General features: G+C 64.3%; 29 protein-coding genes. 24 read left to right on the top strand and 5 right to left on the bottom strand.

Translation table 11 applies throughout. The features are described 5' to 3' along the window. The first annotated feature begins 3 nt into the window (after positions 1–3). The 12 genes from ACFOW7_RS01290 to ACFOW7_RS01235 all read left to right on the top strand — a co-directional run bounded on the left by ACFOW7_RS01290 (position 4) and on the right by ACFOW7_RS01235 (position 10,233). Complete coding sequence (locus ACFOW7_RS01290) at positions 4–759, top strand: BRO-N domain-containing protein (RefSeq protein WP_287497602.1); 756 nt, start codon at positions 4–6, stop codon at positions 757–759. Continuing rightward, positions 759–1,580 (top strand): ATP-binding protein, encoded by an 822-nt coding sequence (locus ACFOW7_RS01285; RefSeq protein ID WP_378160185.1) that lies wholly within the window; start codon positions 759–761, stop codon positions 1,578–1,580. The genes ACFOW7_RS01290 and ACFOW7_RS01285 overlap by 1 nt, the downstream gene beginning before the upstream one ends. Before the next feature lie 3 nt (positions 1,581–1,583). Beyond that, positions 1,584–2,189 carry a hypothetical protein gene (locus tag ACFOW7_RS01280; protein WP_378160183.1) on the top strand — a complete coding sequence of 202 codons (606 nt, stop codon included), beginning with the start codon at positions 1,584–1,586 and terminating at the stop codon, positions 2,187–2,189. 9 nt (positions 2,190–2,198) lie between these two features. Continuing rightward, on the top strand, positions 2,199–2,708 hold the full coding sequence (locus ACFOW7_RS01275) for a DUF6511 domain-containing protein (RefSeq protein ID WP_378160180.1): 510 nt from the start codon (positions 2,199–2,201) through the stop codon (positions 2,706–2,708). Next, positions 2,705–3,451 (top strand): hypothetical protein, encoded by a 747-nt coding sequence (locus tag ACFOW7_RS01270; protein ID WP_378160178.1) that lies wholly within the window; start codon positions 2,705–2,707, stop codon positions 3,449–3,451. Before ACFOW7_RS01275 ends, ACFOW7_RS01270 begins: the two co-directional genes overlap by 4 nt. After that, complete coding sequence (locus ACFOW7_RS01265; protein ID WP_287497597.1) at positions 3,448–3,699, top strand: hypothetical protein; 252 nt, start codon at positions 3,448–3,450, stop codon at positions 3,697–3,699. Before ACFOW7_RS01270 ends, ACFOW7_RS01265 begins: the two co-directional genes overlap by 4 nt. Then, positions 3,696–5,978 (top strand): phage/plasmid primase, P4 family, encoded by a 2,283-nt coding sequence (locus ACFOW7_RS01260; RefSeq protein WP_378160175.1) that lies wholly within the window; start codon positions 3,696–3,698, stop codon positions 5,976–5,978. Before ACFOW7_RS01265 ends, ACFOW7_RS01260 begins: the two co-directional genes overlap by 4 nt. Before the next feature lie 139 nt (positions 5,979–6,117). Beyond that, positions 6,118–6,594 (top strand): crossover junction endodeoxyribonuclease RuvC, encoded by a 477-nt coding sequence (locus ACFOW7_RS01255; protein ID WP_378160173.1) that lies wholly within the window; start codon positions 6,118–6,120, stop codon positions 6,592–6,594. Position 6,595: 1 nt separating this feature from the next. Next, complete coding sequence (locus ACFOW7_RS01250) at positions 6,596–6,805, top strand: hypothetical protein (protein ID WP_378160171.1); 210 nt, start codon at positions 6,596–6,598, stop codon at positions 6,803–6,805. Beyond that, positions 6,798–7,181, top strand: a complete 384-nt coding sequence (locus ACFOW7_RS01245) for a DUF6362 family protein (RefSeq protein WP_378160169.1) — start codon at positions 6,798–6,800, stop codon at positions 7,179–7,181. The genes ACFOW7_RS01250 and ACFOW7_RS01245 overlap by 8 nt, the downstream gene beginning before the upstream one ends. A gap of 377 nt (positions 7,182–7,558) precedes the next feature. Continuing rightward, on the top strand, positions 7,559–8,974 hold the full coding sequence (locus ACFOW7_RS01240; RefSeq protein ID WP_378160167.1) for a site-specific DNA-methyltransferase: 1,416 nt from the start codon (positions 7,559–7,561) through the stop codon (positions 8,972–8,974). After that, positions 8,971–10,233: a site-specific DNA-methyltransferase gene (locus ACFOW7_RS01235; RefSeq protein WP_378160165.1), complete on the top strand. Its 1,263-nt coding sequence runs from the start codon at positions 8,971–8,973 to the stop codon at positions 10,231–10,233. The genes ACFOW7_RS01240 and ACFOW7_RS01235 overlap by 4 nt, the downstream gene beginning before the upstream one ends. Here the strand turns inward: ACFOW7_RS01235 and ACFOW7_RS01230 are convergent. Both ACFOW7_RS01230 and ACFOW7_RS01225 read right to left on the bottom strand, forming a co-directional pair. Then, complete coding sequence (locus tag ACFOW7_RS01230) at positions 10,197–10,565, bottom strand: hypothetical protein (RefSeq protein ID WP_378160163.1); 369 nt, start codon at positions 10,563–10,565, stop codon at positions 10,197–10,199. The two genes, ACFOW7_RS01235 and ACFOW7_RS01230, sit on opposite strands and share 37 nt — an antisense overlap. 97 nt (positions 10,566–10,662) lie before the next feature. Further along, on the bottom strand, positions 10,663–11,220 hold the full coding sequence (locus ACFOW7_RS01225) for a DUF3489 domain-containing protein (RefSeq protein WP_378160160.1): 558 nt from the start codon (positions 11,218–11,220) through the stop codon (positions 10,663–10,665). Positions 11,221–11,510: 290 nt separating this feature from the next. On the opposite strand from ACFOW7_RS01225, the gene ACFOW7_RS01220 reads away from it, so the two are divergent. The 12 genes from ACFOW7_RS01220 to ACFOW7_RS01165 all read left to right on the top strand — a co-directional run bounded on the left by ACFOW7_RS01220 (position 11,511) and on the right by ACFOW7_RS01165 (position 19,692). Next, the gene (locus ACFOW7_RS01220) at positions 11,511–11,696 is read left to right on the top strand and encodes an HNH endonuclease (protein WP_378160158.1); all 186 of its coding nucleotides are present in this window, start codon (positions 11,511–11,513) and stop codon (positions 11,694–11,696) included. 160 nt (positions 11,697–11,856) lie between these two features. Beyond that, the gene (locus ACFOW7_RS01215; protein WP_378160156.1) at positions 11,857–12,291 is read left to right on the top strand and encodes a phage terminase small subunit P27 family; all 435 of its coding nucleotides are present in this window, start codon (positions 11,857–11,859) and stop codon (positions 12,289–12,291) included. Beyond that, complete coding sequence (locus ACFOW7_RS01210; RefSeq protein ID WP_378160154.1) at positions 12,291–13,991, top strand: terminase large subunit; 1,701 nt, start codon at positions 12,291–12,293, stop codon at positions 13,989–13,991. The genes ACFOW7_RS01215 and ACFOW7_RS01210 overlap by 1 nt, the downstream gene beginning before the upstream one ends. Continuing rightward, positions 13,988–15,244, top strand: coding sequence for a phage portal protein (locus ACFOW7_RS01205; RefSeq protein ID WP_324567257.1), 1,257 nt, complete (start codon positions 13,988–13,990; stop codon positions 15,242–15,244). Before ACFOW7_RS01210 ends, ACFOW7_RS01205 begins: the two co-directional genes overlap by 4 nt. Beyond that, a complete protein-coding gene (locus ACFOW7_RS01200) occupies positions 15,216–15,938 on the top strand; it encodes a head maturation protease, ClpP-related (protein WP_378160152.1) in 723 nt (240 codons plus the stop codon). The genes ACFOW7_RS01205 and ACFOW7_RS01200 overlap by 29 nt, the downstream gene beginning before the upstream one ends. Positions 15,939–16,037: 99 nt before the next feature. Next, a complete protein-coding gene (locus tag ACFOW7_RS01195; RefSeq protein ID WP_378160150.1) occupies positions 16,038–17,270 on the top strand; it encodes a phage major capsid protein in 1,233 nt (410 codons plus the stop codon). Beyond that, the gene (locus ACFOW7_RS01190; protein ID WP_378160148.1) at positions 17,270–17,758 is read left to right on the top strand and encodes a head-tail connector protein; all 489 of its coding nucleotides are present in this window, start codon (positions 17,270–17,272) and stop codon (positions 17,756–17,758) included. The genes ACFOW7_RS01195 and ACFOW7_RS01190 overlap by 1 nt, the downstream gene beginning before the upstream one ends. Continuing rightward, complete coding sequence (locus ACFOW7_RS01185) at positions 17,752–18,087, top strand: phage head closure protein (RefSeq protein ID WP_350330024.1); 336 nt, start codon at positions 17,752–17,754, stop codon at positions 18,085–18,087. The genes ACFOW7_RS01190 and ACFOW7_RS01185 overlap by 7 nt, the downstream gene beginning before the upstream one ends. Before the next feature lie 99 nt (positions 18,088–18,186). Further along, positions 18,187–18,450: a DUF6127 family protein gene (locus ACFOW7_RS01180; protein WP_378167965.1), complete on the top strand. Its 264-nt coding sequence runs from the start codon at positions 18,187–18,189 to the stop codon at positions 18,448–18,450. Then, entirely contained in the window at positions 18,447–18,674 is a 228-nt protein-coding gene (locus ACFOW7_RS01175) for a DUF7940 domain-containing protein (protein WP_045667467.1), read from the top strand. Before ACFOW7_RS01180 ends, ACFOW7_RS01175 begins: the two co-directional genes overlap by 4 nt. After that, positions 18,671–19,180, top strand: a complete 510-nt coding sequence (locus ACFOW7_RS01170; protein ID WP_378160146.1) for a lysozyme — start codon at positions 18,671–18,673, stop codon at positions 19,178–19,180. The genes ACFOW7_RS01175 and ACFOW7_RS01170 overlap by 4 nt, the downstream gene beginning before the upstream one ends. Further along, positions 19,177–19,692 carry a hypothetical protein gene (locus ACFOW7_RS01165; protein WP_378160145.1) on the top strand — a complete coding sequence of 172 codons (516 nt, stop codon included), beginning with the start codon at positions 19,177–19,179 and terminating at the stop codon, positions 19,690–19,692. The genes ACFOW7_RS01170 and ACFOW7_RS01165 overlap by 4 nt, the downstream gene beginning before the upstream one ends. Here ACFOW7_RS01165 and ACFOW7_RS01160 read toward each other — a convergent pair whose 3' ends face one another. Genes ACFOW7_RS01160 through ACFOW7_RS01150 form a run of 3 tightly spaced genes read right to left on the bottom strand, consistent with a single transcriptional unit; the run spans position 19,693 to position 23,173 of the window. Further along, positions 19,693–21,528 carry a DUF262 domain-containing protein gene (locus tag ACFOW7_RS01160; RefSeq protein WP_378160144.1) on the bottom strand — a complete coding sequence of 612 codons (1,836 nt, stop codon included), beginning with the start codon at positions 21,526–21,528 and terminating at the stop codon, positions 19,693–19,695. It abuts the gene before it with no gap. Positions 21,529–21,540: 12 nt separating this feature from the next. Further along, complete coding sequence (locus tag ACFOW7_RS01155) at positions 21,541–22,008, bottom strand: very short patch repair endonuclease (RefSeq protein ID WP_378160142.1); 468 nt, start codon at positions 22,006–22,008, stop codon at positions 21,541–21,543. Further along, positions 21,995–23,173 (bottom strand): 5-methylcytosine restriction system specificity protein McrC, encoded by a 1,179-nt coding sequence (locus ACFOW7_RS01150; RefSeq protein ID WP_378160140.1) that lies wholly within the window; start codon positions 23,171–23,173, stop codon positions 21,995–21,997. The genes ACFOW7_RS01155 and ACFOW7_RS01150 overlap by 14 nt, the downstream gene beginning before the upstream one ends. Positions 23,174–23,202 lie beyond the last annotated feature (29 nt).

The raw sequence follows: 23,202 nt of genomic DNA, 5'->3' as shown, positions 1-23,202 counted from the left end.
TCCATGAACAACGAACTGATTCCGTTCGATTTCGAGGGCCGGCCGGTCCGTGTTGTCACCGACGCACAAGGCGAGCCTTGGTTCGTCGCGGCGGATGTCGCCCAGTCGCTCGACTACCGCATGGCCAGCGACATGACCCGCTCGCTCGATGACGACGAGAAGGGTACGCAGATTGTGCGTACCCCCTCGGGCGATCAGGAGATGCTGGTCATCAACGAATCCGGCCTGTACTCGGCCATCCTCAAGAGCCGCAAGCCCGAGGCCAAGCGTTTCAAGCGCTGGGTGACCCACGAAGTGCTGCCGGCCATCCGCAAGACGGGTCGCTACGCGCTGTCTGGAACACCGGCACTGCCTGCCCCGACCCAAGACCGTGTGTGCTCGATTCTGCTGATCGGCGAGGCCGTCGCCAAGGTTCCCGGGGTGAAGCCCGGCATCGCGATGGCGGCCACGCTCACCTGCATCCACGAGAACACGGGCTTGGCGGTCGAGACCCTGCGGCGCGCTCTGCCGGCCGCGAACGAGGCGATCTGCTCGCTCAACGCCACTCAGCTCGGCAAGCTGCTCGGCCTGTCTGCCAAGGCCACCAACCAGCGTCTGGCCCAGCACGGCCTGCAGTTCCGCAACGAACGCGACGAGTGGGAGCTGACCGAGTCCGGCGAGGCTTGGGCCGAAGCGATGCCGTACTCGCGCAACGGGCACAGCGGCTACCAGATTCTCTGGAACCCCGCCGTCGCCGAGCAGCTGAAGGAGGTGGCGTGATGGCACTTCCCATCATCACCGCCGACCAACGGCTGCGCGAGAAGCAGGGCGTGAAACTCGTGCTGCTGGGCAAGAGCGGCATCGGCAAGACCACCCAGCTCAAGACACTGCCCGAGGCCTCGACTCTGTTCGTCGATCTGGAGGCCGGCGACTTGGCCGTCAAGGACTGGCGCGGCGACTGTGTGCGTCCGACCACCTGGCCGGAGTTCCGTGATCTCGTGGTGTTCCTCGCCGGTCCGAATCCGGCGCTGCCGCCCGAGGCACCGTTCTCGGAGGCGCATTACCGCCACGTCTGCGAACGCTACGGCGACCCGGCGCAACTGGCCAAGTACGACACCTACTTCGTCGACAGCATCACCGTGCTGGCGCGGCTGGCGCTGATCTGGGCCAAGGCCCAGCCGCAGGCTGTGTCCGAGCGCACTGGCAAGCCCGACACGCGCGGCGCCTACGGCTTGCTCGGCACCGAGATGCTGACCGCGCTTACGCATCTTCAGCACGCGCGTGGCAAGCACGTCGTCTTCGTCGCCATCCTCGACGAGCGTGTCGACGACTTCAACCGCAAGGTGTTCGTCCCGCAGATCGAGGGCGCCAAGACGGCGGCCGAGCTGCCGGGGATCGTCGACGAGGTCGTGACGCTGGCCGAGATCAAGGCCGAGGACGGCAGCCCCTACCGCTCCTTCGTCACCCACACCCTGAATCCCTACGGCTACCCGGCCAAGGACCGCTCAGGCCAGCTCGACCAGCTGGAGCCGCCCGACCTGCGCGCGCTGATCGAGAAGTGCGCCGCCGCCACCCACATCCCGAACACCACCAAGGAATAAGCCATGACCGCTTGGAGCGACTTCAACGACGCCGAACAGCAGCAGACCTTCGACCTGATCCCCAAGGGCACGGTCGCCCGAGTCCGGATGACTATCAAGCCCGGCGGATACGACGACCCGGTGCAGGGCTGGACCGGTGGATACGCCACGCAGAGTTTCGAGACCGGCTCGGTCTACCTGGCCTGCGAGTTCGTCGTGCTGGAGGGCGAGTACGCCCGCCGCAAGATGTGGAGCAATGTCGGCCTGCACAGCCCAAAGGGACCGGCGTGGGGGAACATGGGGCGGAGCTTCGTCCGTGCCGCGCTGAACTCTGCGCGCAACATCCGACCTCAGGACAGTTCGCCGCAGGCCGCCGCTGCCCGCCGCATCCAGGGCTTCCACGAGCTCGATGGCCTGGAGTTCGTTGCGCGCATTGACATCGAGAAGGACGGGCGCGGCGAACTGCGCAACGTCGTGAAGATGGCGGTCGAGCCCGACCAGGCGGACTACGCCCAAGCGTTGGGCGCGGCGCCTGTACCCGCTGCGGTGACGCGTTCTGCATCTGCACCGGCGGCTCCCATGCAGGCAGTCCGCCCTGCCGTCCCTGGCAAGCCCGCCTGGGCGCAGTGAGGGGGGCGGATGAAATGCTGGGTCTGCAAACGACAGGCCCGGGGCTTCGGCCACACCGACAACCGGCACGGTGTCGGCGATCCCCGGCGCTACCCCATCGACTGGGTGTTCTGCTCGCGTCGCTGCCAGGAGGCGTTTCACGCGCTTTACGGCAACTGGCTGCGCGTGAAGGAAGGGGCGCGAAACGAGACGGAGGTCACCATGATCGATCCGTCTGACGTCGAGCTTGCCGCCATGCGCAAGTGCCTCAAGGCTTTCGGCGAAGCGGCAGGCGAGATCGGCTTTGCCAAGCCACTCGGTGAGTACGCGGAGGCAGAGGCGTTGCAGGTTATCGACGCCATCGTCACCTGCTACACGGAGGCGATGGTCGAGCACCATGAGGCGACCAAGTACCCCCCAGTGCGCGGAATGACGCCAACGCCCGACCCCATGAGGGCGGATGCGAGCCCATTCGCCGACATGGCCGACGACCTGCCTTGGGAACATCCCGGGCAGCAGACCAAGGGGAAGAAGCCATGATGGACTTCAACTCCTCGGCCAGTCTCTCTGGCCTTCTGACCGCGTTGATCGATACCGGGATGCAGCGCGCCCGGGCAGCGCAGCCGCGACGCACCTATCTGGGCGCATCGCGCCTCGGGGCCGAGTGCGAGCGTGCATTGCAGTACGAGTACGCCGCGGCTCCGGTCGATGCCGGCCGCGACACTGACGGGCGCATCCTGCGCATCTTCGAGCGCGGTCACGTCATGGAGGACTGCGCGGTGACGTGGCTGCGTGCGGCGGGCTTCGATCTGCGCACACGCAAGGCCAACGGCGACCAGTTCGGCTTCACCGCCTTGGACGGCCGCCTGCAGGGGCACGTCGATGGCGTGATCGTGGCCGGTCCCGACTTGGGTCATGGCTTCGGGTATCCGGCGCTGTGGGAGAACAAGTGCCTGGGCTCGAAGTCATGGCGCGAGTTGGAGAAGTACCGGCTCGCTGTCGCCAAGCCCGTGTATGCGGCCCAGGTGGCGCTGTACCAGGCCTACCTTGATCTGCACGAACACCCGGCGCTGTTCACCGCAGTCAACGCAGACACGATGGAGATTTACGCCGAGCTGGTGCCCTTCGATGCGGCGCTCGCGCAGCGCATGTCGGACCGCGCGGTCAAGGTGATCGCCGCGACTGAGGCCGGTGATCTGCTGCCGCGCTCGTTCTCCGAATCTACCCACTTTGAATGCCGGATGTGCCCGTGGCAGGACCGGTGCTGGAGGAGTCAGGCATGAGCACCAAGCCCGATGCCGTCATGGCCGTCGAACCGATGATCGACGCCAAGCAAGCGGCCGCGTCGCTGCGGCTTCCGTACTACTGGTTCGCCGACCCGGCGATGCGCAGCAAGTACCGCATTCCGCACTACCTCCTGGGCGGGCTCGTTCGGTACCGGCTGTCAGAACTGTCTGCATGGGCGGCTCACAGCACCGCTGCGCAGGGGCGTGATGCTTTGCGGCCAAGCAAAGCCGAGGGGGGCGAATGATCGACTTCAACGACGTTGCTCCCGCCCCGGAGCGCAGCCTCGATGCCGAGCGCTATCAGATCCGCGCTGCCTTGTTGGCCCGGCTCGAATCGGTGCTGTTCACCCTGTTTCCTGCCGGCAAGAAGCGGCGAGGCAAGTTCCTTATCGGTGACGTGATGGGCAGCCCCGGCGACAGCCTTGAAGTGGTGCTCGAAGGCGAAAAGGCCGGCTTGTGGACCGACCGTGCTACGGGCGACGGCGGTGACATCTTCGACGTGATCGCCCGCCATATCGGCACGGACGTCCACGCCGACTTCCCGCGCGTGCTCGGTGTTGCCGCTGACCTGATCGGTCGCGCTCGGCCGGTCGCGCCGCGTCGGCCGAAGAAGGAGGCTCCGGTCGATGACCTTGGTCCGGCCACCGCCAAGTGGGACTACCTCGACGCCGCTGGCCGACTGATCGCGGTCGTCTACCGCTACGACCCGCCCGGCCAGAGGAAGGAATTCCGTCCCTGGGATGCGCGCCGCCGCAAGATGGCCCCTCCCGAGCCGCGCCCCCTCTACAACCAGCTGGGTCTGACGACGGCAGCGCAGGTCGTGCTCGTCGAAGGCGAGAAGTGCGCGCAGGCGCTGATCGACGCTGGCATCGTGGCCACCACTGCCATGCACGGCGCCAACGCGCCGGTGGACAAGACTGACTGGTCGCCGCTGGCCGGCAAGGCGGTACTTGTCTGGCCCGACCGCGACAAGCCGGGCTGGGAGTACGCGGTGCAAGCGGCTCAGGCCATCCTGTCCGCCGGCGCCAAGTCCTGCCACATCCTCTACCCACCCGAGGATGCCGCCGAGGGCTGGGACGCGGCCGACGCCATGTCCGAAGGCTTCGACGTGGCGGCCTTCCTGGCCCACGGCCCGCGTGTGCAGATGCACGACATCGCGGACCCCGGCGAGCCGGTGGTCGGTACTGACGAATCGGTATGGGGTACCGAAGACGCACTGGCGCTGGCCTTCACTCGTCGCTACCACCGTGACTGGCGCTACGTTGCCGCGTGGGGACGGTGGTTGGTGTGGGATGGTCAGCGCTGGCGCACCGAGGACACGCTGGCCGCGACTGATCTCATCCGCGGCGTCTGCCGGCATGCAGCCGTCCAGGCCGATAACCCCAAGGTGGCGGCCAAACTGGCCACCTCTGGCACCGTTGGCGGCGTGGAACGGCTGGCTCGCGCGGATCGGCGACATGCCGCAACCACGGCCGAATGGGACGCCGATTCCTGGCTGCTCAACACGCCGGGCGGTGTTGTCGATCTCAAGACGGGTCGGCAGCGCCCGCACGACCGGGCAGACCGGATGACCAAGATCACCACTGCCACGCCGGCCGGCGACTGCCCGACCTGGCGGCAGTTCATCGCCGAAGTGACTGGCGGCGATGACGCGTTGCAGGCGTACATGCAGCGCATGGCGGGCTACGCGCTCACCGGATCAACGCAGGAGCACGCGCTGTTCTTTCTCTACGGGACCGGTGCGAATGGCAAATCTGTGTTCGTCAACACGTTGGCCACGATCCTGGGCGACTACGCGTCGAACGCGCCGATGGACACCTTCATGGAGACCCGTACCGACCGGCATCCGACTGACATGGCTGGCCTACGCGGCGCGCGTTTCGTGGCAGCGATCGAGACGGAGCAAGGGCGGCGGTGGGCCGAATCCAAGGTCAAGAGCCTCACGGGCGGCGACAAGATCTCCGCGCGCTTCATGCGCCAGGACTTCTTCGAGTTCTTTCCGCAGTTCAAGCTCTTCGTCGCTGGCAACCACAAGCCGGCCATCCGCAACATCGACGAGGCGATGAAACGGCGGCTGCACTTGATCCCGTTCACGATCACCGTGCCGCCCGAGCGCCGGGATAAGCACTTGCAGCAGAAGTTGCTGGCTGAGCGAGACGGCATCCTGGCCTGGGCGGTGCAGGGCTGCCTGGACTGGCAGCGCCTGGGTCGGCTCGATCCGCCGCAACAGGTGGTGGAAGCGACCGAAGAGTACTTCGAAGCCGAGGACGCGCTGGGCCGTTGGCTCGACGAGCGCTGCGTGCTCGACGCCAATGCCAAGTCACTGACCAGCGAACTCTTTGCCGACTGGAAGCAGTGGGCCGAGTCCGCCGGTGAGTTCGCCGGCTCCCAGAAGCGCTTTGCTGACCTGCTGCTCACGCGTGGCGTGGAGAAGTGGCGCAACACCGTGGGGCTGCGCGGCTTCCGAGGCGTGGGCCTCAAGCACCCGCCCGCGCCCGCCTACACCCCCTACGCCGATCACTGACCCCCATGACCACCGATCGGACTGACGGATTTGACGGTCCACGTCGTAAGTTTTCCCGCGCGGGCGCGCGTGCACGCGCCTCAAGCGGGTTTCGATGCGGTCTGTCCGATGTGTCAGTCCCCAAACAAGGACTGCATCCATGAACCCGACTCTTCTGGCCCTCGACCTGGGCACCCGAACCGGCTGGGCGCTGCGCAGCAGTGACGGCCACATCACAAGTGGTAGCGAGAGCTTCCGCCCGCAACGATTCGAAGGCGGCGGCATGCGCTTCCTCCGATTCAAGCGCTGGCTCACCGAGATCAAGTCTCACGCCGACGTCATCAGCGCGCTGTACTTCGAGGAAGTTCGTCGTCACGTCTCGACCGACGCGGCGCACGCCTATGGCGGCTTTCTTGCCACGCTCACCGCTTGGTGCGAGCACCACCAAATCCCATACCAGGGCGTTCCCGTCGGCACGATCAAGAAGCACGCGACCGGCAAGGGCAACGCCGGCAAGGACGATGTGTTCGCTTCTGTCACCGCGCGCGGGTACGCGCCGGTCGATGACAACGAGGCCGATGCCCTGGCGCTGCTGCACTGGGCGATCCAGCATCACGACGACGGCCAGGAGGTGTGACGTGAAAGTTCCCACACCGCAGTACCGCTGCCCCCTCGGGCGGCTGCAACCCCAGGCCACCGATCTGGACGCCATCAAGGAACGTGGCTGGCGTGATCAGCACATCCTGGTGGTCAACGCGTCCGACGAGCGGCTGGACTTCGTCGAACGGGAGTTCGTCCGCCGCATCGGCGAACGGCTCTACGGAACGGGAGGGCCGCACCGTGGCTGACTGGACCGTCGAGGACGTGGCGGCACGCTTTGAGGAGGCGGCCACCGCCGGACGACGCCTGCCACCCGTGCGCGTGCAGGGCTACTTCAACACCTGGCCAGCCTTTGTGCGCAAGGAGTGGGAGGCGTTCGCGGCTGACGAGAAGGTCTACCGACCCTTCCCGCCAAGCCCAGAGGCCGTGGACCGGATGCTGGAGACGATGCGCTGGGTCCAGTGGCTGGAGGTCGAGCAACGCCACCTGGTGTGGATGCGGGCCAAGCGCTACGGCTGGCGCGACATTACGATTCGATTCGCTTGCGACCGGACGACGGCATGGCGGCGCTGGCAGAAGGCTCTTCAGACCGTCACCGACCGTCTCAACGGCGAGGATGCGTAGCCGCCCTCCAAGAACGTGAGCAACGTCGGGTAGTGGCTGCCGGGTTTGTCCTTCGGTTGCGGCGCTTGTCCCTTTTCGAGCGAGATTACGCCGCAACAAAACAGGCTGTCGCCGCTAATATTTCAGCTACGTTCTGGACAGCGGTGCAGGCATCCCAGACAGCCTGAGGCAAAAGGGGTCCTTCCTTCCGAAGATGCCATGCGGGGGGCGCGAGCGCGACGCTTTTTTAGCGTCAGGTCGCGGACAAGGTTACCAGTCGGCCAGGTTACCGACTCCAGTTACCACCCCCAGGCACAGTTACCACCCCACCAGAATTTTCATTCAACCAACCCGCCCGGCGGCAACGCTCGGCGGGTTTTGCTTTTGGGATTCCCACTTTGAACACGCTCAACGTCGAGTACCGCAAGGTCGAGGCGCTGATTCCCTACGCCCGCAATCCGCGCACGCACGCCGAAAGCCAGATCGCCAAGATCGCGGCCAGCATCGTCGAGTACGGCTGGACGAACCCGATCCTGGTCGACGGCGACAACGGCATCATCGCAGGGCACGGGCGTCTTGCCGCCGCTCGCAAGCTGGGGCTGGATCAGGTGCCGGTGATCGAACTGGCCCATCTAACCGTCGAGCAGAAGCGGGCACTCGTGATCGCCGACAACCGGTTGGCACTGGATGCGGGCTGGGACGAAGAAATGCTCGCCCTGGAACTGGCTGATCTGTCCGAGGCGGGATACGACCTCGCTCTGACCGGATACGAGGATGCTGAGATTGAGGCGCTGCTCACGGGTGAGGTGACCGACGCCGGTACCGACCCGGAGCCTGATGCCGACGAACCGGATGCGGCGGACGACATACCGGATGTCCCTGTCGTGGCGGCGTCCCGTCCCGGCGATATCTGGGCCATCGGGTCGCACCGGCTGATCTGTGGCGATGCCACCGACCGGGCTGTGGTCGCTGCGCTGATGGATGGCGGCACGGCGAGGCTGTGCTTCACATCGCCGCCCTACGGCAACCAGCGCGACTACACCTCTGGCGGCATCACAGATTGGGACGGCCTGATGCGGGGCGTGTTCGCGCACCTGCCAATGGCGAGCACCGGGCAGGTGCTGGTCAATCTTGGGCTGATTCACCGAGACAATGAGGTGATCCCGTACTGGGATACATGGCTCGGCTGGATGCGTCAGCAGGGCTGGCGGCGCTTTGCGTGGTACGTCTGGGATCAGGGGCCGGGGATGCCCGGCGACTGGGCAGGCCGCTTCGCGCCGAGCTTCGAATTCATCTTCCACTTCAATCGGGAGAGCCGCAAACCCCACAAAATCGTGCCATGCAAGCATGCCGGACGGGAATCACACCTGCGCGCCGATGGCTCGTCCACGGCGATGCGGGGCAAGGACGGCGAAGTCGGCGGGTGGACGCACAAGGGCCAGCCGACGCAGGACACGCGCATCCCCGACAGCGTGATCCGCGTGATGCGCCACAAGGGCAAGATCGGTCAGGACATTGACCACCCCGCCGTGTTTCCGGTGGCGCTGCCGGAGTTCGTGATCGAGGCCTACACGGACGTGGGGGATATCGTGTTCGAGCCCTTTGGCGGTAGCGGCACAACGATGCTGGCTGCCGAGCGCACGGGCCGCATCTGCCGCAGTGTGGAAATAGCTCCGGAGTACGTGGACGTGGCCATCAAGCGCTTCCAGCAGAACCATCCCGGTGTGCCGGTCACGCTGCTGGCAACAGACCAGTCGTTCGAACAGGTCGCCGCCGAACGCGGCGCCACCTCTGATGCCGAGGTGAGGGCATGAACTGGCTGGCCGACAAGATCGAACAGTGGCCGACCGCCAAGCTGCTGCCCTACGCTCGCAACGCGCGCACCCATTCCGAGGAGCAGGTGGCGCAGATCGCCGCCAGCATCGCGGAGTTCGGATTCATCAATCCGATCCTGGCGGGCAGCGACGGCGTCATCGTTGCTGGTCACGGACGCTTGGTCGCCGCCCAGAAACCCGGACTGGAGATCGTACCGGTGGTCGTGCTGGATCACCTGACGCCAACGCAGCGCCGCGCCCTGGTCATCGCTGACAACCGCATCGCCGAGAACGCGGGTTGGGACGACGCAATGTTGCGCATCGAACTGGAAGCCTTACAGCTGGAAGACTTCGATCTCGATATCACTGGGTTCGACGCCGACGCGCTGGCAGAACTGATCGCGGGCGATGAACCGGATAACGAGGGCCAGACCGATGAGGATACGGTGCCCGAGGTCAGCGAGACACCCATCTCGCGTCCGGGCGACATCTGGATAATGGGCCCGCACCGACTGCTGTGCGGCGACGCCACCGTGGCCGCCAGCTACGACGCTTTGCTGCAAGGTGAGCAGGCGGACATGGTTTTCACAGACCCGCCGTACAACGTCAACTACGCCAACAGCGCCAAAGACAAGATGCGCGGCAAGGATCGCGCGATCCTGAACGACAACCTGGGCGACGGGTTTTACGACTTCTTGCTGGCGGCATTGACGTCCATCGTGTCGCATTGCCGGGGCGGGATCTACGTGGCGATGTCGTCCAGCGAACTGGATGTGCTGCAGGCCGCTTTTCGCGCCGCCGGTGGCAAGTGGTCGACCTTCATCATCTGGGCCAAGAATACCTTCACGCTGGGCCGTGCCGACTACCAGCGCCAGTACGAGCCGATCCTGTACGGATGGCCCGAGGGCGCACAGCGGCACTGGTGTGGCGACCGGGACCAGGGCGACGTCTGGAACATCAAGAAGCCGCAGAAGAACGACTTGCACCCGACGATGAAGCCGGTGGAGTTGGTCGAACGCGCGATCCGCAATTCGAGCCGACCCGGCAACGTGGTGCTCGACCCGTTCGGGGGCTCGGGGACGACACTGATCGCCGCCGAAAAGTCAGGCCGTACTGCGCGGCTGATCGAACTCGACCCGAAGTACGTGGATGTGATCGTGCGCCGGTGGGAGGACTTCACCGGCAAGCAGGCCACCCGCGAGGCGGATGGCGCGGTGTTCGATCAGGCGGCCAGCGATTCCTCGACGATTTCGCAGTGAATCACAAAGCCCGTCAGGTAAGGCAGGCCGCGCGGGATGCCGTATTGCTTGCTGGTCTGGCGGCCAATCGTCCAGCCCATCCAGCGTTGGGTGGCTGCGTTGATCGCGTCCGCCAGGGCCTTGCCTTCGTAAAGCCCGTTCTGGACGTCGTCTGCAAAGTGGCGTCCGTGGCGGCTGTCGAGGAAGACCCTGACCGATTCGAGCGGCTGGCCGGTGGCGTCCGAGATGGCGCTCATCGCCAGGGGCCACGCGCCGCTGGCGTGTTCGTTCATCGTGCCCCAAAAGCCCCAGGCTTCGTTCTGGGTGGCGGTAATTTGCGTGGTGGTGTTCATCTCTGGCTCCTTTGGGTTGATCGTTGCGACACCCGTAGTAACGCGCTGTTCGATTGAGAAGCCAAGCGCCGCTTGGCCTCTTTTTCGATCTTTCTGATCAGGCGAGGCGGTACACCCGCTCGCCGCCCTGCGGCTTGTCCGAGACGATGGATAGGCCCAGCTTTTTCTTGAAGGCCCCGGCGAAGGTACCGCGCACGGTGTGTGCCTGCCAGCCGGTGGCGGTGCAGATCTGGCCGATGGTCGCGCCCTCGGGGCGTCGCAGCATCCGCACGACTTCGGCCTGTTTGCTGTTGTCCCAGGTGCGTGGTTTGACTTGCCCCTGGGCTTTGTTTTTGGCCCATTCGGCCTCACACGCGGCCACGTCGGCCTCCAACTCGGGATATGCGGTCGAGGTTAAGACGGCGGCATCACACGCACGCTGTGGCAAGGACGTGGGCTTTGGGCGCGGCATGCCCAAGGCGTCGTAGCCCTCGGCAGCAACGCACCAGCCCTCGCCATCGGGCGTGATCAGGGCGCGGTTGAACAGGCCGTCGAGCACCTTCTTGCGCGCGCCGCCTTTGATGTGGTCGGGGAACCATTCGATCTTGCCGTTGCTGGTGTTGATGGCCTTGGCGAGGATGGCGTGCTGGGCCGGGGTGAGTTGGGTGGTGGTCATTTGCTGCTCCTTGGGAGTGGTTGATCGGGTGACGTGATGAACGCGCTGTTCCCGCTCCAAGCCAAGCGTTCTGCCGACCTTCACGCAACAAAGATTCCATGCCCCGATCTGCTCCCTTGCCCTGTCGCCACCCTGGCTGCTCCGCGCTGGTGGAGGACGGCAGTGGCTACTGCCCGCGTCACCGGAACGATCTGCGCCAGTGGGACAACACCGACCGGGCCAAGGCCCGTCAGTCCCGACGGGCCTGGCACACCGGAGATGCGCGCTGGCGGGCACTGCGAGCCGAGGTCTTGCGCGAGCAACCCCTGTGTGTGCATTGCGCACGCTCAGGCCGGGTGCAGCTGGCCACCGTTGTTGACCACGCCGACGGCAATGCCATGAACAACGAGCGCAGCAACCTGCAGCCGCTGTGCGCCTCCTGCCACGCGTCCAAGACGGCCCGCGAGGACGGCGGCTTCGGTAATCCGCGCCGCTGACCTCCGAAACCCCTCGGGGTCGGGGGGAGGCGAAGTCTGGAACCACCGCGCCCGTGTCCGCGCGGTCCCTCGAATTTTTGTCGCCGCGAATTTGTGACAGGGGGGATTCCCCCCAGCACCGAGATATCCCATGCGAGGCCGAAAGCCCAAACCCACTGCTTTGAAACTGATCGCCGGCAACCCCGGCAAACGTGCGCTCAACGCCCACGAGCCGCAGCCGCGTGCCGACCTGGCTGCGCCGCCTGCGTGGCTCACCGAGCGCCAGCAGGGCACCTGGCGCGAGGTAGTCGAACTCTCACCGCCGGGCCTGCTCAAGGACGTTGATGCCTCAGTATTCGCCGTCTGGGTAGTGGCCTTCGATCTGTATCAGGAGGCCAGCGAAAAACTCGCCCGCACCGGGATGCTGATCAAAGCACCAAACACGGGCGTTCCGATGCAGTCCCCGTACCTGGCCATCGTCAATCGCCAAGCGCAGATCATGCTCAAGGCTGCCGCCGAAATGGGCTTCACCCCCGCCTCGCGCTCGCGTGTGGTGGTCAAGCGCGACGCGAGCGCCGCCGATGATCCCTGGGGCGCGATTGCAGGGGGCGGCTGATGGCGCAGCGCAGTTACACCGCCGTGGCCCAGCGCTACGCCCAAGCCGTGGTCGCGGGAGACATCCCCGCCTGCCAGTGGGTGCGCCTGGCCTGCCAGCGACAACTTCATGACCTGGCGCGCTTCAAGGGGCGCGCCTCGCCTTACCGGTTCAACCCGGTGCTCACCGATGCCATGGGCCGCCAGTACCGGCCCGTCGACAACCTGTGCGCCTTTGTCGAGCTCTTGCCGCACATCAAGGGGCCGCTGGCCGGCACGCCCATCACGCTCGAGCCCTGGCAGATGTTCATCCTCACCACCATCTTCGGCTGGGTCAAGCGCGATGGGAGGCGGCGGTTTCGGCGCGCGTACATCGAAGTGCCGCGCGGCAATGCGAAATCCACCCTGTCGTCCGCCGTGGGCCTGTACATGCTCACCGCCGATGGCGAGGGCGGCGCCGAGTGCTACTCGTTGGCCACCACGCGCGACCAAGCCCGCATCGTGTTCGGCGACGCCCAGCAGATGGCACGCAAGTCGTCGGGGTTCAGAGCTCGCTACGGCGTGACCGTGGGAGCGCACAACATCCACGTACTGAACACTGCCTCCAAGTTCGAAGCCCTATCTGCCGAAGGCTCGACGCTGGATGGTCTGAACATCCACTTCGGCTGTATCGACGAATTGCACGCGCACAAGACCCGCACCGTCTACGACGTGGTGGAGACTGGCACCGGCAAGCGCGACAACTCGCTGTTGTGGGTGATCACCACGGCCGGATCGGACCGGGCGGGCATCTGCTATGAAGCGCGCACCTTTGTGACGCGCGTGCTGGGCGGCCAGGTCGAGGACGACAGCCAGTTCGGCATCATCTATGGTTTGGACGACGGCGACGATTGGGGCACGGAAGATGCGCTGGTAAAAGCCAATCCCAACTGGGGCATCTCGGTACGCCCCGAGGTGATCCTGCCGTTGCAAGCCAAGGCACTGCAACTGCCCTCGGCCACCAACAACTTCCGTACCAAGCACTGCAACGACTGGGTGAGCGTGGACACAGCTTGGATGGACATCCGCGCCTGGGAGCGCTGCGCTGATAGCCACGTGCGCCCAGAGGACTTCGAGGGGGGGCCCTGCTGGATCGGTATCGATCTGGCCAGCAAGGTGGACATCGCCTCAATGGCGCTGCTCTTCGAGCGTGAAGGCCAAGTGGTGGGCTTCGTACGCCACTTCCTGCCGGAAGACACGGTATTCGCCGCCGCCAACAGCCAGTACCAGGGCTGGATGCACGCGGGCCGTCTGCTGGCCACGCCGGGCAACGTCACCGACTTCGGACTGATCGAGGCGGAACTGCTGGACGCCGCCGCCCGTTTCGAGATCAAGGCCGTGGCCTTCGATCCCTTCCAGGCCACGCAGTTCTCCACCCGGATGCTGGCCGAGGGCCTGCCCATGATCGAGGTGCGCCCCACGGTGCTGAACTTCTCCGAGCCGATGAAGCAGCTCGAGGCCCTGGTCTTGCAGGGCAAGTGGGCGTTCGACGGCGACCCGGTGCTCACCTGGATGGTCAGCAACGTGGTCTGCCACCGCGACGCCAAGGACAACATCTACCCGCGCAAGGAGCGCCCAGAGAACAAGATCGACGGCGTGATCGCGGTGCTGATGGCGCTCAACCGGCTGCTGCTGGACAACGGCGACAGCGGCTTCATCGAACAGGGATTTGTGGCGCTATGAATCTTCGCAGCCTCTTCAAACGCCTGCGGGGCGGCCACGACGTGACACCTGCCGTCAACAATTCTCTTTCCCTGGGCAGCGCCGAGCTCTACGAGCTGCTCGCCGGTAGCCCCGCCGCCTCGGGCGTGGCGGTCAACGAAGCCTCGGCGATGCGCGTCACGGCCGTCTATGCCTGCGTGCGCCTGATCGCCGGGGCCATCGCCAGCCTGCCGCTGGCCGTCTACCGGCGCACCGATGACGGTCGAGAGCGTGTGCGCAATGATCTGTGGTGGTTGCTGAACGAGCAGCCGTGCCCCACGGTATCGGCGGCGGTGTTCTGGGAATACCTACTGGCCCAGATGCTGCTCTCGGGCGACGCCCTGGCCGAGATCGAACGCGGTCGGGGCGGGGCGATCCGAGGGCTCATTCCCCTGGACAGCCGCGCCGTCGGCATCCGCAACGTGAGCGGCCGGTTGCGTTACGAGTTCTTCCGCGATGGCCAGTGGCTGGGGCGCGACCAAGACGACATCCTGCACATCCCGGGCTTTGGCTTTGACGGCACCCGGGGCATGAGCGTGATTCGCCACGCCGCCCGGGAGGCGATTGGCTTGGCGCTGGCGGCCGAAGCCTTCAGCTCACGCTTCTTCGCCAGTGGCGCGCATCCGGACGTGGCGCTCAAGGTGCCCGGCAAGATGACCCAGGAGCAGATCGACAACCTGCGGCGCATCTGGGCCAGCAAGTACGGCGGCGCGCACAACGCCAGCTTACCCATCGTGCTGACCGAGGGCACGGACTTGAAGGAGGTCACGCTCTCGGCGCAGGACTCGCAGCTGATCGAAGCGCGGCGCTTCCAGGTGGCTGACATCGCCCGCGCCTTCGGCGTGCCGCCGCACATGGTAGGCGAGACGGATAAGTCCACCTCCTGGGGTTCGGGCATCGAGCAGCAAGGCATCGGCTTCGTGCAGTACACGCTGGCGCCGCACCTCAACCGCATCGAGCAGGAGATCAACCGCAAGTGTTTCCGCACCGAGCGGCTGTTCGTCGAGTTCAACGTCGAGGGCCTGCTGCGCGGGGACTCCAAGGCCCGCGCCGAGTACTACACCCGGGCGCTGGGCGGCACGCAAAACCCCGCCTGGATGACCCCCAACGAAATCCGCCAGCTGGAAAACCTCCCGCCGCTGGCCGGTGGTGACCACCTGGCCCAACCCAAGGACTTCCATGATGCCCCACCCACGACGCAAACCGATGAACCGACTACAGCAACTGCTGCGTGACAACGCCCACACGCCCCGGCGCTACGCCTGTCAGGCCAACGAGAAAGAGGGCGATGCCACCCTTTGGCTGTACGACGTGATCGGTGCCGACGCCTGGGGCGGGGTCGATGCGGCGCGCTTCGCCCAGGATGTGGCAGCAATTGAAGCGCCGGTGATCCATCTGCGCGTCAACTCTCCGGGAGGCGACGTGTTCGACGCCCGCGCGATGGCCACCGCTTTGCGCGCGCACCCGGCGCGCATCGTCGCCCACATCGATGGTCTGGCCGCCTCGGCCGCGTCCTACGTGGCGCTGGCCGCCGACGAGGTCGAAATCAGCGACGGCGCCTTCCTCATGATCCACAACGCCTGGGGCGTGGTGCTGGGCAACCGCCACGACCTGCTGGAGATGGCCCTCACGTTGGAGAAGATCGACGCCAGCATCGCCGCCGATTACCAGCGCAAGAGCGGCCAAGACCCCGCCACCGTCCAGCGCTGGATGGATGCGGAGACCTGGTTCACCGCGCAGGAAGCGCTGGCGGTGGGCCTGGTGGATCGCGTGACCGATTCCAGCACTGCGAGTACCGAGGCCGCAGCCCAGCAGCGCTGGAACCTCTCGGCCTACGCGGACGCGCCGTTCCTGCAGCCGCGTGCCTCCCCTGTGGGTGACGCGCGTGAGCGATGGCGGCGCCTGGCCGTGATCGAGCGCTGCGCCTGAGCCAGCGACCTGTACCTACCGATTTCCCGTCCTGTTCCTTCCCGCCGCCCGAGATCTCTCCGGCGGCTTTTTTTACGTCTGCATCTCCGGAGAAAAACCATGAGCATCCAATCCCTGCGCGAAGAGCGCGCCCACCATGCCAAGACCCTGCGCAACCTCGTCGACCAGCACCCTGGCGATCAGTGGCAGGACGTCCAGCAACAACAGTACGACCGCCTGGTCGCCGACATCGACCGGCTCGATGCCCAGATTGCGCGCCAGCAAAAGGCCTATGACCTGGACGCGCAAAACCACGCCGCCACCGAACGCCGCAGCGACGAGCGCAGGGTGTCGACCGACGAAGCCGCCCACCAGCTGCAGCAGGAGAAGGCCATCTTTGTGGCCTGGCTGCGCGGCGGCATCAACGCCTTGAGCTACGAGCAGCAGCAAGCGGTGGCCCGCAAGGCAGCCAGCATCCAGGCGAGCATGGGTACCACGGTGCCCGCCGAGGGTGGCTATCTGGTGCCCACGGACGTGGCGCGGCAGCTGATCGAGGCAATGGCGGCGTTTGGCGGCATGCGCGAGGTGGCCACCACCTTGCCCACGGCCAGCGGCAACCCGATCAACTACCCGACCACCAATGCCACCGCCGAGGAGGGCGAGATCGTGGGCGAGAACCAGTCGGTCACGACGCAGGACTTCACCTTCGGTGTTAAGTCCATCGGGGCCTACAAGTACAGCTCCAAGTCGGTGGCGGTGCCCTTCGAATTGCTGCAGGACGCGGTGATCGATCTGGAGGCGCACATCAACCAGCGCCTGGCCCAGCGCATTGCGCGCATCACCAACCGGCACTTCACCGTGGGCACCGGCGTGGGCCAACCGACCGGTATCGTGACGGCGGCTGGAGTCGGGGCGACCGCTGCGAACGCTGCGGCCATCACCTTCGATGAACTGATCGACCTGGAGCACAGCGTCGATCCGGCCTACCGGCAGGCGGGGCGTTGCCGCTTCATGTTCCACGACAGCACGCTCAAGGCGATCAAGAAGCTCAAGGACGACCAAAAGCGTCCGCTGTGGCTGCCGGGCGTGGCGGTGCGTGAACCCGACACCGTGCTGGGCTACGCCTACACCATCAACCAGCACGTTCCGGTGCTGGCCTCCGAGGCCAAGGCGGTGCTATTCGGGGATTTCTCCAAATACCTGATCCGCGATGTGCTGGCCGCGTCCCTGTTCCGGCTCACCGACTCCAAGTACACCGAGAAAGGACAGGTGGGCTTCCTGGCGTTCTCGCGCCACGACGGCAATCTGATCGACGTGGGCGGGGCCGTCAAGGCCTTGCAGCAGGCGACGTGATGAAAGCGACTCTGACGGTGCCACCTGCGGGCGAGCCGCTGACGCTGGCTGAGGCCAAGCTTCACCTGCGGGTCGATCTGAATGACGACGATGCCTTGATCACGGCGCTCATCAGTGCGGCCCGCGAGCAGGTCGAGTTCCTCACGGGCCAAAGGCTGATCACCCAGACCTGGGAGTTGGAATTGGCGGCGGGCGAGCGAGGCGGACTGGAGGGATTGCTGCCGATCCAGAGCCTCACCAGTGCGTCGGCCTACACCCTGGATGGGCGCTGGCCGCCGACCTTGACCACGCCGCAAGCGGCCACGGTGACCGTGATCTGCGGGTTTGGCAATGCGCAGGCAGTTCCGTCATCCATCCGGCAGTGGATGCTGCTGCGCATTGGCACTTGGTACGAGCAGCGCGAGGCACTGGTGTCAGGCACCGCTTCGGAGCTGCCGCGCGGATTTGCCGACGCCTTGCTTGATCCCTGGTGCGTGCCGCGATGCTGAGTCTGCCAGCCGGGCGCCTGCGCCACCGCATCGAGATCCAGAACTACGAAATGACCCAGGACGACTGGGGCCAGCCGATCTACACCTGGACGCATTGGGCCGATGTCTGGGCATCGGTCGAACCCTTACAGGGGCGGGAATTCTTTGCGGCACAGGCGCTGCAGTCGCAAACCACCGTGCGTATCCGGATGCGCTACCGGACTGGCGTCACTTCGCAGATGCGGGTGGTGTGGGGCGGTCGGTTCTACGACATCGAGTCGGTGATCGAGCCGCAGTCCAGGCGGCATGAATTGCAGTTGATGTGCAAAACCAGTCTGGCCACCCCCTGATCGGCGGGGCAGGCTAGGTCATAAGGAGGTGAAGAGATGGATCCGGCAACCGAGATCGCAGGCGACCAAGAGCAGCCACCGGCGACCCTCGTGGAAAACATGCTCCTGCTGCGCCGCGAGGACTTCGACGAACTGCTCGACCGTGCCGCCGAACGCGGAGCCGAGCGTTGCCTTGCCCATCTCGGGCTGGAGAACGGCAGTGCCGCTAAGGACATCCGCGAACTGCGCGATCTGCTGGAAGCGTGGCGCGATGCCCGCCGAACGGCGTGGCAGACCACCATCAAGGTCGTGACCACCGGCATCCTGGCCGCGCTGCTTGTGGGGGCCGCCATCAAGTTGAAGCTGATGGGAGGCGTGCAATGACTGCCAAGCCGAAGATCTGCCTTCTGGACGACTGGCGGCGCGTGTTGCGACGTGCCTGGAGCATCCGCTTCTCGCTGCTGGCCGCTGCCTTCACGGCAGCGGAAGTGGTGGTGCCGCTGTTCGGGGACGTACTGCCGCGCGGCGCGTTTGTGCTGCTGGCCTTTGCCGCCAGCATCGGCGCAACCGTGGCTCGCATCGTGGCGCAGCCGGAGATGCACCGATGACCCGACCACCATCACCCGTGATGCGCAGGACGGTGGCCGGACTGACGCTGTCCGCCGCCGCCTTGGTCGGCATCGTGCTGCACGAGGGCTACACCGACCGCGCGGTGATCCCGGTCAAGGGTGATGTGCCGACCATTGGTTTTGGCACCACTACCGGGGTGAAGCTGGGCGACACCACCACGCCGCCAAAGGCGCTGGCTCGGGCGCTCACCGACGTACAGCAATTCGAGGGAGCGCTCAAGCAATGTGTGACCGTGCCTCTGGCCCAGCACGAGTACGACGCGCTGGTGAGCTTCTCCTACAACGTCGGCAGCCACGCGTTCTGCCGGTCCACGCTGGTCAGGAAACTCAACGCCGAGGACTACGCGGGAGCTTGCGCCGAACTGCTGCGCTGGCGCTTCTTCCGGGGAAATGACTGCGCGCTGCCCACCAACGCGCGGCTGTGCGGTGGGCTGGCTACACGGCGAGAAGCCGAATACCGGCAGTGCATCGGGGAGGCATCGTGAGCGTGATTCCGTGGCCGTACCGGCTGCTGGCCCTCGCGGCGCTCGGCGTCGCCCTGGTCGGCTTCGGCTGGATCAAGGGTGCGAGCCACGTTCAAGCGCAATGGGATGCCGCCATACAGCAACAAACCCTGCAGGTCGCCGCCGTCCGCGAGCGGCAGGCGCAAGCAACCGTCAAGGTCGTCACCGAGTACGTCGACCGCATCCGCGTCGTCCGCGAGAAGGGCGACACCATCATCAAGGAGGTTCCCGTCTATGTGCCCGTTCAAGCCGATGCTTCTTGCGCTATCAACCGTGGCTTTGTGCGCCTGCACGACGCTGCCGCCGCCGGTGAACTGCCCGAACCCGCCCGAGATGTTGATGCGGCCGCCGCAGGCATTGCGCTCTCTACCGTCGCCGGAACCGTTGCCGCCAACTACCAGACCTGCCACGAAACAGCCGAGCAACTGAGGGCGTTGCAGGGGTGGGTCAGGGAGATGGGGGCGGCAAAGCAAACCCCTTCGCCCACGCCGTGATCAGACGTCGATGGTCGTCGTTTTCCAGACTTCCTGCGCCAGAGTGATGAGCAGCCCGTGGCGCTTCTCGATGGATGCGGCATTCCAAGCAGGAAAAGCCGCCAGCTTGGCGTTGATCCGGGAAATCGATGTGTTCTGCCCGACGTCGGTCAGCGCCACCAGACTGCGGGTCAGGTAGTTGCCGCTCTTGCCGTACTCGACCTGCTTGGCCGTGTAGAAGTCGTTCCCCGCGACGATGTTGATCGGCTTCTCCAGCAAAGTCAGATTGCCGAGGCGATTCTTGTAGTCGTCGTAGGCCGCGTTCGGGTTCTCTGCCGCCCACGTCGCACGCAGTTCCGCCTTCGGGTTGTCGGGCAAGATGTGCTCGATTTCCAGCTTGGTAAAGGGCTCCAGACTACCCGGGGTTTTCAGCCCACTGAACGCCATCTCGACGTGCTGGGTCAGTCGCGCGAGCAAGTAGCGTGTGCGGTACTGCTGCATCGAATGCAGAGTGAAGCGCTTGAGGGCGTCGGACAGTTCCTGCGACTTGCCCGCCATGTTCTTTTCGAAGCGGTCGGCGACGAAGGCGTTGAGCTGCACCTTCTGCTTCACAGGATCGCTGGCCTCGGCTATTGCACGCAGCTCGTCGGCCCATTGCGAGAAGCTGCGTTCCAGATCCTTGGTCGGCGTCTTGGTGAAGATGTAGTAGAAGAGGAAGCTCTCCAGCTGCGCCACGAAGTGATCGAAAAGCGGTTTCGGAAAGTTGGCCGCTGCCAGCAGCAAGACGTAGTGCAAGCTGAATGCACCACCCGCCAGCCGCTTGAGGCTGTCCATCGCCAGGCTGGGCTTGCCGTCATTGCCCAGTCCGTTGGCAAAAGCCAAGTAGTGCTCGACGTTGCGGATCACCTTGCGCACGAACTCGAAGGGCTTGCCTTCGTAATCGCACAGCGCCGCGTTGCCCTTGGCGATGAACCAGTCGTAGATCTCGTCCTCGCGCACCACTGCGTCGCCACGTTCGTTCTTGATCACGTAGTTGGCCATCAGGAAGTAGCGCAGGAAGCGCAGCGGCTTTTCCTTCTCCTTCTCCAGCGGCTTGGTGATCTTCTTCCACTCGTCTTTGAGCTGGGTGAACTGCGCTTGCTTGACCTGCGTGAACAGCAGGTTCTTGAGCAAGTCCATCGGGTTCAGGCCCACGCCGCGCTCGTTGATGGTTTCGAAGATCTTCAGCGCACTGCTCACGTCGGTGGAGATCTGGATAAACACCACGTTGTTGGCCAGGTAGCCCCAATACTTCTTCAGCTTGGACGCATCGTCGTAGTTGTCCTTCAGGTAGCGGTACAGCGTGCTGTAGGCGTTGACCAGATTCTCCAGTGAGCCGAAGCTGGCGATCCCTGCAGCCTGAATGCCTGCGCGCACGGCCAGCGGTTCGGCGTCTAACTCCACCAGCTTGGCCATCACTTCGCCAGCGCTCTCGTAACGCGGCTCCAACTTCAGGGTGGTGCACACCTCGCCGTCGCTGTCCACGTAGCTGGTCGAGATCAGCCCGGCAATCATCTGCCGCTGCGGTTCACCTTGGAACAGATGTTTGAGGGCGCACAGCAGCAGGAAGAAGGTGGTCAGGCGCTGTTGGCCGTCGATCACCTCGTAGTGGTTCTTCTGATCGGTCGGCGACACCAGCACGGTGCCGATGAAGTATTCCCGCGTGGTGCCCGCATCGATCTGCTCGCCGATGTCCTCCAGCAGCTGATGCACTTCCTTGTCCGTCCAGACGTACTCGCGCTGGTAGTCGGGGACGATGTAGAAGCATTCCCTGAAAGCTTCCTCGATGCTGTATTTGTGGTTTTCGATGCGGGCCATACGTTATGTCCTTTATTTGCTCTTCACGGTGCCGCTGGGAAGGTGGTAGCGATCCACATTTGGCGTCTTGGCCTTTAGCAATGCCTCGATCCGAGTCACAATGCCAGCCAGATCAGATTCCAGCTGGTGTTCCCAGATCCTGACAACTGTCCATCCTTCGGCCTCCAGCACTGCATCTGCTTGCTTATCCCTCGCGATGTTTCTTGCGACCTTGTTAGCCCAGAACTCGGCGTTATGGGCCGGTGCTGAATAATGTTGCGGACAACCGTGCCAGAAGCAGCCGTCAACGAAAATGGCTATTCGTTCGGAAAAAAAGCATAAATCTGGTGTCCCTGGAAGCTTCGGTGTCAGCCGATAGCGAAGCCCTTGATGCCAAAGCGCTCGCCGAAGCGTTAGCTCCGGAGCCGTGCCTTGGCTCCTGACTCTGGCCATTTGCTCAGATTTCGTCAGCTTCCTTGCTTTCGTCTTACGCGGTCGCACTTGCAGCGCTTTCGGTTTGAGGGGCTGCTGGGAACTCGATCAATGCAGGTACGTGAAACCCAAGGTGCGCTGCCATCGTCGCTAAATCCTCTCTGATGTATTGCAGCCGAATAGAGAAGAATGCGGTGTCAATTCCCCCTCTTGATGAGCCAAGACTTCTCATAAAATATGATTCACCGGGGAAAATCAGAAAGGCCCGGGATGCCCCAAATGCCTCTGCATGAGCTAGCAGCTGATAGACGTCGCCAGCGGCGGCAGAACCATCGAATATCTTGTACTTGACATCTCCGACAGCAGTCTCGCCAGAATTAGGTGAAACTACGATATCCGGGTTTGCACGGTACTCGCTCTGTTCTTTGTCAAAGATTGCCTGGGGCGAGGCTCCACCGCGGAATACAGTTGCCTGCGTGCATATTTCATCCAAGACATTGCGAACTGCGGTTTCGAACAAGGCCTCCAGGTTGAGGAACCACGTCCTAGGTAATCCTGCGGGCCGTCCCGTTGCCGAATCGAAGCTCTCATGCGACAGCATTACGCTCGCCAGCGACATCATGTCCCTGACCAAATCGTCATGTTCCGATTCTGCTAACCGCAACGCCTTGGTGGCGAAATACGACCGTTCCCGATACAAAATTTCGTGATCCCGGCAGTCCGCGAAAATCATGGATAAGCTTCGGGACTTGGCGACAGCATCTTCGGGCAGTCTAATCAGACGAGCGAGACGTTCTACTTCTGAAAGAGCAACCAGAACAATTTTATTGATTGGTGTGCTAAAGGTGGCGACGTTTTTTTCAAATGCCAATAAGTGCCCAAGCCCTCTCGCTCTAAGCTGAATTGACTTTGTGATATCCAACTTGCCACCCACCAACGATCCAACAGACTTCCTTGTGGCGTACTGGAATTTTCTTCCGGAAGATGTGTAGGTTGTGACAGTGTTGAGAAACTGGCCGACAAGCAGCACTATCAGGTCACCCAAATCGGATGTTGCTGCTTGCGCTCTAGCCAACCTGAAAGCGTTGTGCGACGCAAACGCCAACAGCGCACTAAGGGCACCGTCGACCTTCTCGCAAAACTCGAGAAGCACGTCATCGCAGATCGCGTGCCCTACATAACATGTGCCCTTGAGGCGCACTTTCCCAAGTGGTCGGTAGACGACCTCTACCACTCCTTGGGCATGAAGGCGCCGGAAGTCTT

It is taken from the genome of Chitinimonas lacunae, from assembly GCF_042650885.1.
GTDB lineage: Bacteria > Pseudomonadota > Gammaproteobacteria > Burkholderiales > Chitinimonadaceae > Chitinimonas_A > Chitinimonas_A lacunae.
This window is presented reverse-complemented; position numbering and strand designations above follow the sequence as displayed.